13 protein-coding genes are annotated in these 12,789 nt (G+C 59.3%); 7 read left to right on the top strand and 6 right to left on the bottom strand.

Annotated elements, in window-relative coordinates:
• Window positions 1-34: 34 nt before the first annotated feature.
• Window positions 35-637, bottom strand: coding sequence for a peroxiredoxin (locus tag HU765_RS18845; protein WP_186550030.1), 603 nt, complete (start codon window positions 635-637; stop codon window positions 35-37).
• A 312-nt stretch (window positions 638-949) separates the two neighbouring features.
• On the opposite strand from HU765_RS18845, the gene HU765_RS18840 reads away from it, so the two are divergent.
• Both HU765_RS18840 and bfr read left to right on the top strand, forming a co-directional pair.
• Window positions 950-1,168, top strand: a complete 219-nt coding sequence (locus HU765_RS18840; protein WP_003227725.1) for a bacterioferritin-associated ferredoxin — start codon at window positions 950-952, stop codon at window positions 1,166-1,168.
• A 200-nt stretch (window positions 1,169-1,368) separates the two neighbouring features.
• Complete coding sequence (gene bfr, locus HU765_RS18835) at window positions 1,369-1,842, top strand: bacterioferritin (RefSeq protein ID WP_186550028.1); 474 nt, start codon at window positions 1,369-1,371, stop codon at window positions 1,840-1,842.
• Window positions 1,843-2,040: 198 nt separating this feature from the next.
• On the opposite strand, the gene grxD is transcribed toward bfr, so the two are convergent.
• The 3 genes from grxD to HU765_RS18820 all read right to left on the bottom strand — a co-directional run bounded on the left by grxD (window position 2,041) and on the right by HU765_RS18820 (window position 5,010).
• Window positions 2,041-2,382, bottom strand: a complete 342-nt coding sequence (gene grxD, locus HU765_RS18830) for a Grx4 family monothiol glutaredoxin (RefSeq protein ID WP_186550026.1) — start codon at window positions 2,380-2,382, stop codon at window positions 2,041-2,043.
• Window positions 2,383-2,479: 97 nt separating this feature from the next.
• Complete coding sequence (locus tag HU765_RS18825) at window positions 2,480-4,585, bottom strand: molybdopterin oxidoreductase family protein (protein ID WP_186622240.1); 2,106 nt, start codon at window positions 4,583-4,585, stop codon at window positions 2,480-2,482.
• Between the two features lie 134 nt (window positions 4,586-4,719).
• On the bottom strand, window positions 4,720-5,010 hold the full coding sequence (locus tag HU765_RS18820) for a hypothetical protein (protein WP_186550022.1): 291 nt from the start codon (window positions 5,008-5,010) through the stop codon (window positions 4,720-4,722).
• 403 nt (window positions 5,011-5,413) lie between these two features.
• On the opposite strand from HU765_RS18820, the gene argF reads away from it, so the two are divergent.
• On the top strand, window positions 5,414-6,334 hold the full coding sequence (gene argF / locus HU765_RS18815; protein ID WP_186622238.1) for an ornithine carbamoyltransferase: 921 nt from the start codon (window positions 5,414-5,416) through the stop codon (window positions 6,332-6,334).
• The gene (locus HU765_RS18810) at window positions 6,331-7,440 is read left to right on the top strand and encodes an ABC transporter ATP-binding protein (RefSeq protein WP_186550018.1); all 1,110 of its coding nucleotides are present in this window, start codon (window positions 6,331-6,333) and stop codon (window positions 7,438-7,440) included. Before argF ends, HU765_RS18810 begins: the two co-directional genes overlap by 4 nt.
• A gap of 118 nt (window positions 7,441-7,558) precedes the next feature.
• Here HU765_RS18810 and HU765_RS18805 read toward each other — a convergent pair whose 3' ends face one another.
• Window positions 7,559-8,341: a PhzF family phenazine biosynthesis protein gene (locus HU765_RS18805; RefSeq protein WP_186622236.1), complete on the bottom strand. Its 783-nt coding sequence runs from the start codon at window positions 8,339-8,341 to the stop codon at window positions 7,559-7,561.
• 94 nt (window positions 8,342-8,435) lie between these two features.
• Window positions 8,436-8,906: a Cys-tRNA(Pro) deacylase gene (ybaK, locus tag HU765_RS18800; protein WP_186622235.1), complete on the bottom strand. Its 471-nt coding sequence runs from the start codon at window positions 8,904-8,906 to the stop codon at window positions 8,436-8,438.
• A 350-nt stretch (window positions 8,907-9,256) separates the two neighbouring features.
• On the opposite strand from ybaK, the gene HU765_RS18795 reads away from it, so the two are divergent.
• From HU765_RS18795 to HU765_RS18785, 3 genes are all read left to right on the top strand, one after another.
• A complete protein-coding gene (locus tag HU765_RS18795; protein ID WP_186622234.1) occupies window positions 9,257-10,108 on the top strand; it encodes an MIP/aquaporin family protein in 852 nt (283 codons plus the stop codon).
• A 77-nt stretch (window positions 10,109-10,185) separates the two neighbouring features.
• Window positions 10,186-11,688, top strand: coding sequence for a glycerol kinase GlpK (glpK, locus tag HU765_RS18790; protein WP_186622233.1), 1,503 nt, complete (start codon window positions 10,186-10,188; stop codon window positions 11,686-11,688).
• 258 nt (window positions 11,689-11,946) lie between these two features.
• Window positions 11,947-12,702, top strand: coding sequence for a DeoR/GlpR family transcriptional regulator (locus tag HU765_RS18785; protein WP_007953179.1), 756 nt, complete (start codon window positions 11,947-11,949; stop codon window positions 12,700-12,702).
• Window positions 12,703-12,789 lie beyond the last annotated feature (87 nt).

The following is a 12,789-nucleotide window of genomic DNA, read 5'->3' as shown; positions in this document are numbered from 1 at the left end:
ATGGGCCGGTTTTTTTGTGCCTCGACGTTGCGCCTTACAGGCCGGCAGCGTTCTCGGTCAGGTACTTGGCAACGCCTTCTGGCGAAGCGTCCATGCCTTTGTCGCCTTTTTTCCAGTTGGCAGGGCAGACTTCGCCGTGCTCTTCGTGGAATTGCAGCGCATCGACCAGACGGATCAGCTCTTCCATGTTACGGCCCAGTGGCAGGTCGTTGATGATCTGCGAGCGAACCACGCCTTTGTCGTCGATCAGGAATGCGCCACGGAACGCTACGCCGCCTTCGGATTCAACGTCGTACGCCTTGGCGATGTCGTGCTTCATGTCGGCAGCCATGGTGTATTTCACCTGGCCGATGCCACCATTGTTCACTGGGGTGTTGCGCCAGGCGTTGTGGGTGAAGTGCGAGTCGATCGACACGGCGATCACTTCAACGTTGCGTGCCTTGAAGTCTTCCATGCGGTTGTCCAGAGCGATCAGCTCGGACGGGCAGACGAAGGTGAAGTCCAGCGGGTAGAAGAACACCAGGCCGTATTTGCCTTTGATGGCCGACGACAGGGTGAAGCTGTCAACGATCTCGCCATTGCCGAGTACGGCCGGGACGGTGAAGTCAGGGGCTTGTTTGCCTACGAGTACGCTCATTGATATCTCCTGGTGTAAAGACTTGAAGTTCAGGGTCCGGGCCAGCCTGTCACCCTCAGGCGACAGCCCTGTGACACGAACCCTCTTCGCAAGGGACGACCATCATACACTGCGTTTTTGGCCTGTCCTTAACGGATTTTCCCTGTCGGACCGATCAACCGGCTTTCAAGCGACCGGGCGAATGGCGATCGATACCGTTCGTCAGCCACAGGCCCATCAAGCCGGGAAGCTTTCAGAAAGCACTTTGACAATCATTCTCGTTAACATTAAGATCCATCGCAATTGAGTCACAACCAGCGACGGTTCTTACTTATGTATGTTTGCCTCTGCACTGGCGTCACCGACGGACAGATTCGCGAAGCGATCTATGAAGGTTGCTGCAGCTACAAAGAAGTTCGCCAGGCCACCGGCGTCGCCAGCCAGTGTGGCAAATGCGCCTGCCTTGCCAAGGAAGTGGTGCGCGAAACCCTCACCAAGCTGCAAACCGCCCAGGCCGCGATCCCCTACCCGGTAGAATTTACTGCCGCGTAAATCCCCCATTTTCCAAGAACCGGACTTATGTCCGGTTTTTTTATGCCTGAAAATCAATTGCTTAGACGCTAGACGCGGAACACAAACATTCTTATTCCGATTAATTTTCATTTATTATTCAATAACTTAGGTTTGACACTTATAAACACGAAGCTCAAACTCTGCTCTATATACGGTTATTACAGGGCAGGACTCCGATCATGAAAGGCGACATTACAGTCATCCAGCATCTCAACAAGATCCTTGCCAATGAGCTGGTCGCGATCAATCAATACTTTCTGCATGCACGCATGTATGAAGATTGGGGCCTGAACAAGCTCGGCAAGCATGAGTACAAAGAATCCATCGACGAGATGAAGCACGCGGACAAGCTGATCAAGCGCATCCTTTTCCTCGAAGGCCTGCCGAACGTGCAGGATCTGGGCAAGCTGCATATCGGCGAGCACACCCGCGAAATGCTCGAGTGCGACCTGCGTATCGAGAAGACCGGCCACGCTGATCTGAAAGTGGCGATCGCACATTGCGAATCCGTCGGCGACTTTGGTAGCCGTGAACTGCTTGAGGACATTCTCGAGTCCGAGGAAGAACACATCGACTGGCTGGAAACCCAACTGGGCCTGATCGACAAGATTGGCCTGGAAAACTACCTGCAGTCGCAGATGGGCGAAGAATGATCTGACATTCGCCAGATCCGAGACACTAAAAAGCCCCGCCCTCTTTCGAGGAGCGGGGCTTTTTATTGGCTGGTGCAGTTCAAGCAACACCACACCCCCTGTAGGAGTGAGCCTGCTCGCGATAGCGGTGTGTCAGTCAATACTTTACTAACTGACAGAACGCTATCGCGAGCAGGCTCACTCCTACAGGGAGGCGAATCAGGCTTCGGACTTGTTCGTCGCAGCCGCTTCGACAGCTGCCTTGATGGTGCTTTGCAGCGAACCGTCAGCAGCCATCTCGGTCATGATGTCGCTGCCGCCGATCAGTTCACCGCCGACCCACAGTTGCGGGAAAGTCGGCCAGTTGGCGTACTTTGGCAGGTTGGCGCGGATTTCCGGGTTCTGCAGGATGTCCACGTAAGCGAACTTTTCGCCACAGGCCATCACAGCCTGTGCAGCTTTCGCGGAGAAGCCGCATTGCGGGGCATTCGGCGAGCCTTTCATGTAAAGCAGAATGGTGTTGTTGGCAATCTGCTCTTTAATCGTTTCGATGATATCCATGGAGCACCTCGGCTGAACTTTCCGACTCATGGGTCGGCACGGTGGCGCATTGTAACGGAATCCCGAGCGCCCTGCTCGGTCTCCCCGACAGACATCCTCAAGCCGCCGCCACCGTCACCGGCACGCCGTTCAATGCAGCGTTGCCCGACAGTTCGTCGAGCTGGCATTCATCGGTCAGGTCATTGGCACTCGACCCCGGCTGACTGCTGGCGATCGCCATCTGCACGCCTGGCCGTGCATGGCCCCAACCGTGCGGCAAGCTGACCACGCCTTTCATCATGTCGAGACTGGCGAGCACCTCCACTTCAATCTGCCCGACCCGCGAGCTCACCCGAACGCGCTGCCCATCGGCAAGCCCCCGGCTGGCCAGATCATCCGGGTGCATCAGCAACTGATGACGCGGCTTGCCCTTCACCAACCGGTGAAAGTTGTGCATCCAGGAATTGTTGCTGCGCACATGGCGGCGACCGATCATCAACAGCTCATCGGCTGCCGGCGCCTGCAATGCTGCAAAGCGTGCGAGGTCGGCGAGGATTTCCGGCGGTGCAGCCTGAACACGCTGATTCGGCGTTTTCAGGCGTGTGGCCAGATTCGGTTTCAGCGCGCCAAGGTCGATGCCGTGCGGATGATCGAACAGCGTCGCCAACGACAGTTTCTGTTCGGACGCATCGCCGTAGCGGCCCATGCGCAGACCCATGTCGATCATCTTCGCCGGCGGCATTGTTGGCTTCAGTTCCTTGCCGGTCCGCTCGGCAAACGCCTTGGCCAGCCCGACGAAGATTTCCCAGTCGTGCAGCGCGCCTTCGGGTTTGGCAAGGATCGCACGATTGAAACGCGTGACATTGCGCACCGCGAACAGATTGAACGTGGTGTCGTAGTGATCGTTTTCCAGCGCCGAGGTCGACGGCAGGATCAGATCGGCATGACGCGTGGTTTCGTTGATGTACAGATCGATGCTGACCATGAAGTCGAGGCCATCCAGCGCCTGCTCCAGTTGCCGACCGTTGGGCGTCGACAGCACCGGATTGCCGGCTACAGTGACCAGCGCACGAATCTGCCCGTCGCCGGCGGTGAGCATTTCTTCGGCCAGCGCCGACACCGGCAACTCGCCGCCGTACTCTGGCCGCCCCGATACACGGCTTTGCCACTTGTTGAAATGCCCGCCCGAGGTCGAGGCCACCAGATCCACCGCTGGCTCTGTGCACAGGGCGCCGCCAACACGATCGAGGTTGCCGGTGACCAGGTTGATCAACTGCACAAGCCAATGACACAGGGTGCCGAAGGCTTGGGTCGAGACGCCCATGCGTCCGTAGCAGACGGCCGTCGGCGCGGCAGCGAAATCCCGGGCCAGTTGGCGGATCTGCTCGGCAGGCACCGCGCACAGCGGACTCATGGCCTCAGCGGTGAATGACGCCACGGCGCTGCGCACATCGTCCAGCCCATCGACCGGCAAGTGACTGTCGCGGGCCAGCCCTTCGCTGAACAGCGTGTTGAGCATCCCGAACAGTAGCGCTGCATCGCCACCGGGGCGAACAAACACATGCTGATCAGCCATCGCTGCAGTTTCACTACGTCGCGGATCGACCACTACCACTTTGCCGCCGCGCGCCTGAATCGCCTTGAGGCGCTTTTCGACATCCGGCACGGTCATGATGCTGCCGTTGGAAGCCAGAGGATTGCCGCCGAGGATCAGCATGAAATCGGTGTGGTCGATGTCCGGAATCGGCAGCAACAGGCCATGGCCGTACATCAAATAGCTGCTTAAGTGGTGCGGCAATTGATCGACCGAAGTCGCCGAGTAACGATTGCGCGTCTTCAACAGGCCAAGGAAATAGTTGCTGTGGGTCATCAGCCCATAGTTGTGCACGCTCGGGTTGCCCTGATAGACCGCCACCGCGTTTTGTCCATGCCGCTCTTGAATCGCCGCCAGTTTTTCTGCCACCAGCGCAAACGCTTCGTCCCATTCGATTGGCAACCACTCGCTGCCGACCCGGCGCATGGGCTGGCGCAGGCGGTCCGGATCATTCTGGATGTCTTGCAGGGCCACGGCCTTTGGGCAGATGTGGCCACGGCTGAAGGTGTCGAGGGCATCGCCCTTGATCGAGGTGATCGCGACGTTGCCATCGGTTTCTGTGGTTTCGATGGTCAGCCCGCAAATGGCTTCGCACAGGTGGCACGCACGGTGATGAAGAGTCTTGGTCATGGCCAGTCTCTGTCTTGTTCTGGGCGGGCAATCGCACCCGCGGGAACAAAACTATGGCCCGTGCGCGGATCCCGCGCCAGCGACGTTCGTCTTGTGAATCGACGGCTATCAGGTGCACCGATAAACCGGCGCGATCAGTTGGGCGGCAACTGGGGTGGCGCGGCCAGCTGGATTTCCTGAATGGTTTCAATCTGCTCGTGGGCGACGTGTACGCCGGTGAGTTCGCCGATCAACCGCCAATGCTCATCAAGCCCGGCGCTGATCGTCGCCATGCGGTCGATCATGTGTCGCCCGGCCGACTTGACCACTTCATCTTCACTGCGCAGCAACTCGAACGACATCGAGGTGACCGACGCGGTGAGATGGGTCAGAGAGCGAGCCGTGTGGCCCAGCAGTTCCATTAACAGTTGTTCTTTCGATTCCATGCGGAGGCTTCCTGCGTCGCTCGAAAGTCATTTATAACCCAGCACTTTGCTTTAGCAAATGTTTCAATCTGAACATCCGACCAAGCGAATACACGGCGCCGTGGCCGTAAACCGACCAAGGCCACACCGTCGCCGCCGCGGCGCATTGCCAAGCCCGGCGGGGCCAGTGTACAAAGAGGCTCGCTGCTTTACTGAGTCCGGCTTCATTTGCGCAAGTGCCACGGCACTGCGCCCTGCGAATCCTGCAAACACCGTAGCCTATTGGCGTAACGCGACATTTAGTGTCAATATCGCGCCTCCCCCTATTTCGTCGCCCCGTGCGGCTTACGCCGCAGGTCTCGCCCGTTGTTCCGTTAAACAAGGCTTTGAGCATCTGCGGTTTGTAGCAAAAAGGTAGTCAATGATGAGCGCAAGGCACTTTCTCTCCCTGATGGATTGCACGCCCGAAGAGCTGGTCAGCGTGATCCGTCGAGGCGTTGAGCTCAAGGACCTGCGTAACCGCGGCGTACTGTTCGAGCCTCTGAAAAACCGCGTGCTGGGGATGATCTTCGAGAAATCCTCGACCCGTACCCGGATCTCCTTCGAGGCCGGCATGATCCAGCTCGGCGGCCAGGCGATCTTCCTGTCCCCGCGCGACACCCAACTGGGCCGTGGCGAGCCGATCAGCGACTGTGCCATCGTCATGTCGAGCATGCTCGATGCGGTGATGATCCGCACCTTCGCCCACAGCACCCTGACCGAATTCGCGGCCAACTCGCGCGTGCCGGTGATCAACGGCCTGTCCGACGACCTGCACCCGTGCCAGTTGCTGGCCGACATGCAGACCTTCCTTGAGCACCGTGGCTCGATTCAGGGCAAGACCGTGGCCTGGATCGGTGACGGCAACAACATGTGCAACAGCTATATAGAAGCGGCGATCCAGTTCGACTTCCAATTACGCGTAGCCTGTCCTGAAGGCTACGAGCCCAACCCCGAGTTCATCGCCAGGGCCGGCGATCGCGTGAGCATCGTCCGTGACCCGCAAGACGCGGTGCGCGGCGCGCATCTGGTTAGCACCGATGTCTGGACTTCGATGGGCCAGGAAGAGGAAACTGCCAAACGCCTCAAGCTGTTTGCCCCGTTCCAGGTCAATCGTGCGCTGCTCGACCTCGCTGCCGAGGACGTGCTGTTCATGCATTGCCTGCCGGCGCACCGCGGCGAAGAAATCAGCCTCGACCTGCTCGATGACCCACGCTCCGTCGCCTGGGATCAGGCAGAAAACCGTCTCCACGCACAGAAGGCCCTGCTTGAGTTCCTCGTCGAACCGGCATATCACCACGCATGAGCCATGAATTACTGCTGAACCTGCGCAACCTCGCTTGCGGCTATCAAGATCAACGTGTGGTGCAGAACCTCAATCTGCACCTCAACGCCGGGGACATCGGTTGCCTGCTCGGTTCGTCCGGCTGCGGCAAAACCACCACCCTGCGCGCCATCGCCGGTTTCGAACCGGTGCACGAAGGTGAGATCACCCTCGGCGGCGAGACGCTGTCCAGCGCCGGGTTCACCCTGGCACCGGAGAAGCGCCGCATCGGCATGGTGTTTCAGGACTACGCGCTGTTCCCGCACCTGAGTGTCGCGGACAACATAGCCTTCGGTATTCGCAAGCATCCCGACAAGACCCGCGTCACCGAAGAGCTGCTCGAACTGGTCAACCTGAAAAACCTTGGCAAACGTTTCCCGCACGAATTGTCCGGCGGCCAGCAACAACGCGTCGCCCTCGCCCGTGCTCTGGCGCCAGAACCGCAACTGCTGCTGCTCGACGAGCCGTTCTCCAACCTCGATGGCGAACTGCGGCGCAAGCTCAGCCATGAAGTGCGCGACATTCTCAAGTCCCGCGGCACCAGTGCGATCCTCGTCACCCACGATCAGGAAGAAGCCTTCGCCGTCAGTGATCACGTTGGCGTGTTCAAGGAAGGTCGGCTGGAGCAATGGGACACGCCGTACAACCTCTACCACGAACCGGCTACGCCTTATGTCGCCAGTTTCATCGGCCAGGGTTATTTCATTCGCGGCCAGCTCGCCAGCCCGGAATCGGTGCAGACCGAACTGGGTGAACTGCGCGGCAATCGCGCTTACACCTGGCCGATTGGTGGTGCGGTGGATGTGCTGTTGCGTCCGGATGACATCGTTTATGCACCGGACAGTGCCTTGAAAGCGCAGATTGTCGGCAAGACGTTCCTTGGTGCGGCAACGCTGTATCGCTTGCAATTGCCGACCGGGGCACAGCTGGAGTCGATCTTCCCGAGCCATGCCGATCATCTGGTCGGGGCTGAGGTGGGGATTCGTGTAGCGGCTGATCATCTGGTGCTGTTCCAGGCCTCCGGCAGCACCGCGGCGCAGATTCCGGTGGTTGAGAACGGCGTGCGCCGGTTCAGCACCAGCCTCTGATCAAACACCATACCCCTGTAGGAGTGAGCCTGCTCGCGATAGCGGTCTATCAGTTGCCGAAGATGTTGACCGATAAACCGCTATCGCGAGCAGGCTCACTCCTACAAAGAGATGGCGGTTAGCTCAGGTGAAGGGTGCCGCTGGCCACCAGCGTCGCATTCCCGCCAATCTTCACCCGCTCACCCTCCAGCCGACAGAATAACTCCCCGCCCCGCGCCGAGCGCTGGCATGCGGTCAGGTTCGACTTGCCCAGCCGTTTGGCCCAATACGGAATGAGACTGCAGTGGGTCGACCCGGTCACCGGGTCTTCATCGATGCCGATGGCCGGGGCGAAGTAGCGCGAGACGAAGTCGTGCTGATTCCCGCGGGCGGTGACGATCGCGCCCAGCCACGGCAGTTTCGCCAGCGCCGCCATGTCCGGCTTGCAGTCGAGCACGGCCTGCTCCGAGTCCAGCACCACGAACAATTCGTTGGAACCGAGTACGTCAACCGCCTCCACGCCGAGCGCCCGCTCGACGTCCAGCGTCACGCCGATTTCCGAAGGCACGATCGTCGGAAAATCCAGCCACAGCCGATCGCCTTCGCGGCTGACACTCAACGGGCCAGACTTGCAGGTGAAGTCGATGCGCTCGGCGCTTTCCTTATAGATTTCGAACAGCACAAATGCGCTGGCCAACGTGGCGTGCCCACACAACGGTACTTCAGTGGTCGGGGTGAACCAGCGGATATGCCAGGCTTGGCCCTCACGCACCAGAAACGCCGTTTCCGCGAGGTTGTGTTCGGCGGCGATCTTCTGCATCAACTCATCCGCCAGCCATGCCTCGAGCCGATAAACCATCGCCGGATTGCCGCTGAACGGCCGATCGCTGAACGCGTCGACCTGATGAAACGCAAGCTGCATGACTTTCTCCCTGAGTGAGTTGGCGCAAGCTTGCAGCGACTGCGACCTCAGCGCCAGTGACAGAACCGGCAAATTTTCTGCATACAGCGCGAGGCTATGCGCGGCCGATGTCGGCAAATGTCGCCTGGGTGTGTTGCGCAAGTATCGCAGGCGCCAGTTCGACTTCCAGTCCACGTCGACCGGCGCTGACATAAATAGTCGCAAACGCCTGGGCCGAGGTATCGATGAAGGTGCGCAGGCGTTTCTTCTGCCCCAGCGGACTGATACCGCCCAACAGATAACCGGTGGAACGCTGCGCCGCAGCCGGATCGGCCATTTCGGCTTTTTTCACTCCGGCGGCATTCGCCAGCCCTTTGAGGTCGAGCGTTCCGACGACCGGCACCACCGCCACCAGCAATTCACCTTTTTCACTGGAAGCCAGCAGGGTCTTGAACACCTGGGCCGGCGCAAGTGCCAGTTTCTCCGCGGCTTCGAGCCCGTAGGACGCGGCCTTCGGATCATGTTCGTAACTGTGCACGCGATGTTCGGCACGAACTTTTTTCAACAAGTCCAACGCTGGGGTCATGTCAGCTCCGGGTCCGGCAATCAGAGAAAAACCTGCGGTCGATTCTAGGGCATCACTTGGCAAAAGGCTCTATCTCCGGCCGCGATTGCCGTGGCCTGTAGACATATTCGGGCGCGCCTCTGCGCTGATCATTCACCCAGCGAATAGTTTTATTGTGACCGGTAGTTCACTTTCGACCTTTGACAGGTTTGTTTCTTGTCTATATTTTTTCGAATCTGAATAATGCAAGAATCAGCGACATCGCAGCACCCAGCAGTAAACCGGGAAACGAATGGGGATTCCAACCCGGTGAAAATCGCGCCCTGCCCTGACGGCAAGACGCCAGACAACAACAAAAACCGAGGTTTTCAATGACAACTGCTTTACCGCAACCATCGCTTTCGGGCCAATGCATGGCCGAGTTTCTGGGGACTGCATTACTGATCTTCTTCGGCACTGGTTGTGTCGCCGCGCTCAAAGTCGCGGGCGCGAGCTTCGGGCTGTGGGAAATCAGCATCATCTGGGGCGTCGGCGTGAGCATGGCGATCTACCTCACCGCCGGGGTTTCCGGCGCGCATCTGAACCCTGCCGTGAGCATCGCCCTGGCAATCTTCGCTGACTTTGAAAAGCGCAAACTGCCGTTCTACATTCTTTCGCAAATCGCCGGCGCCTTCTGCGGCGCGCTGTTGGTGTACACGCTGTACAGCAATCTGTTCTTCGATTTCGAACAGACTCACCAAATGGTTCGAGGCTCGGCCGCCAGCCTGGAACTGGCCTCGGTGTTTTCGACCTACCCCAATCCGGTGCTCTCGACGGCTCAGGCATTCCTGGTCGAGATGATCATCACCGCGATCCTGATGGGCGTGATCATGGCCCTGACCGATGACAACAACGGTCTGCCGCGAGGCCCGATGGCGCCGCTGCTGATCGGTTTGCTGATTGCCGTGATCGGCAGTTCGATGGGCCCGCTGACCGGTTTCGCGATGAACCCGGCCCGTGACTTCGGTCCGAAACTGATGACTTTCTTTACCGGTTGGGGTGAAATTTCCTTCACTGGCGGCCGCGATATTCCGTACTTCCTGATTCCGATTTTTGCACCGATTGTCGGTGCCTGCCTCGGCGCTGCCGGGTATCGCGGGCTGATCGCCCGCCACCTGACCGGCGCCACACCTGCTACAAAGGATGCAGAACCGGCCATTGACGGCAAACCAAGAACTTCTTGAAACAGTCGGCGCCGGCTCCTGCCCGACAGAGCCTGCGCCCCGGCCCACTCTCCCTTATTTCGTCCAAGGCAATCGACATGACCGACATTCAGAACAAGAACTACATCATTGCCCTCGACCAGGGTACGACCAGCTCCCGCGCGATCATTTTCGACCGCGATGCGAATGTGGTCTGCACCGCGCAGCGCGAGTTCGTCCAGCATTACCCGCAGGCTGGCTGGGTCGAACACGACCCGATGGAAATCTTCGCCACCCAGAGCGCAGTGATGGTCGAAGCACTGGCTCAGGCCGGCCTGCATCATGATCAGGTCGCTGCCATCGGTATCACCAACCAGCGCGAAACCACCGTAGTGTGGGACAAAACCACCGGTCGCCCGGTGTACAACGCCATCGTCTGGCAGTGCCGCCGCAGCACCGAGATCTGCCAGCAGCTCAAGCGCGATGGCCACGAGGACTACATCCGCGACACTACCGGTCTGGTCACCGACCCGTACTTCTCCGGCACCAAGCTGAAGTGGATCCTCGACAACGTCGAAGGCAGCCGCGAACGCGCGCGCAACGGCGAACTGTTGTTCGGCACCGTCGACAGCTGGCTGATCTGGAAATTTACCGGCGGCAAGGTACACGTCACCGACTACACCAACGCCTCGCGCACCATGCTCTTCAACATCCATTCGCTGGAATGGGATTCGAAGATGCTGGAGATCCTCGACATTCCTCGCGAAATGCTCCCGGAGGTCAAAGCCTCCTCGGAAATATACGGGCGCACCAAGAGCGGCATCGCCATCGGCGGTATCGCCGGCGACCAGCAAGCGGCGCTGTTCGGCCAGATGTGCGTCGAGCCGGGTCAGGCGAAAAACACCTATGGCACTGGCTGCTTCCTGCTGATGAACACCGGCGACAAGGCAGTGAAATCGCAGCACGGCATGCTCACCACCATCGCCTGCGGTCCGCGTGGCGAAGTGGCGTATGCATTGGAAGGTGCGGTGTTCAACGGTGGTTCGACCGTGCAGTGGCTGCGCGATGAACTGAAGATCATCAATGACGCCCACGACACCGAGTACTTCGCCAACAAGGTCAAGGACAGCAACGGTGTGTACCTGGTGCCGGCGTTCACGGGTCTGGGCGCACCGTACTGGGACCCGTATGCTCGTGGCGCGCTGTTCGGCCTGACCCGCGGCGTGCGCGTCGACCACATCATCCGCGCTGCGCTGGAATCGATCGCCTACCAGACCCGTGATGTGCTCGACGCTATGCAACAGGACTCCGGCGAACGCCTCAAGGCCCTGCGCGTGGACGGCGGCGCGGTCGCCAACAACTTCCTCATGCAGTTCCAGGCTGACATCCTCGGCACCCAGGTCGAACGCCCGCAAATGCGCGAAACCACCGCACTCGGCGCCGCGTACCTGGCTGGTCTGGCCTGCGGTTTCTGGGGCAGCCTGGAAGAACTGCGCGGCAAAGCGGTGATCGAGCGCGAGTTCGAACCGAGCCTGGACGAAGTCGAGAAAGAGAAACTCTACAAAGGCTGGAAAAAAGCCGTCAGCCGCACCCGTGACTGGGCGCGTGAGGACGCTGAATAAGCCAGGCTTGAGTTACAGAGACTGCCCAAACAGCGTGAAAGCGTAGCGAGCGAAGGCAAGACAAGGCAAAAACAGGCGAGGACGTGGAGTTTACGGGTTTGTAAATGAGCAGTCCGAGCCTGTTTTTAACGCAGGATTGGTTGCGTAACGCCGAAGGCGCCCAGCACGAAGTAGCTTTCACGTTGTTTGGAAACTGGTCGGGAGTGGATTCCTGCGTCATCATGGGCAAATTTTGCACGGCAGCCCAAAGGAAGCCCCATGAATCTGCCTCCCCGTCAGCAACAAATCCTCGAGCTGGTCCGCGAACGCGGCTATGTGAGCATCGAGGAAATGGCCACGCTGTTCGTAGTCACCCCGCAAACCATTCGCCGCGACATCAATCAGCTCGCCGAAGCCAATCTGCTGCGCCGTTACCACGGTGGCGCCGCCTATGATTCCAGCGTCGAAAACACCGCCTATGCGATGCGCGCCGACCAGATGCGCGATGAAAAGCAACGCATCGGCGAAGCCATCGCCGCGCAGATCCCCGATCACGCCTCGCTGTTCATCAACATCGGCACCACCACCGAATCGATCGCCCGCGCCCTGCTCAATCACAGCCACCTGAAAATCATCACCAACAACCTGCATGTCGCCTCGATGCTCAGCGCCAAGGATGACTTCGACGTGCTGCTGACCGGTGGCAACGTGCGCCGTGACGGCGGTGTTGTCGGCCAGGCCAGTGTCGATTTCATCAATCAGTTCAAAGTTGATTTCGCCCTGGTCGGCATCAGCGGGATCGATGAGGACGGCAGCCTGCTCGACTTCGATTATCAGGAAGTGCGGGTGAGCCAAGCGATCATCGCCAATGCGCGCCAAGTGATTCTGGCGGCGGATTCGAGCAAGTTCGGCCGTAACGCGATGATCCGACTGGGGCCGATCAGCCTGATCGATTGCCTGGTCACCGATCAGCAACCTGTTCCGGCGTTGGCGCAGTTGTTGAGCCAGCACAAGATTCGACTGGAAGTCGTCTGATCCCTCTGCCTCGCTGAGCGAACCGACGCCTTCGCGAGCAGGCTCGCTCCCACACTTGGAATGCATTTCAAAATGTGGGAGCGAGCC

Origin of the sequence: Pseudomonas sp. SWRI81 (assembly GCF_014268545.1) — a bacterium.
Lineage (GTDB): Bacteria > Pseudomonadota > Gammaproteobacteria > Pseudomonadales > Pseudomonadaceae > Aquipseudomonas > Aquipseudomonas hamedanensis.
Note: the sequence above shows the minus strand (reverse complement) of the source record. Positions and strands in the feature narration are given on the sequence as shown.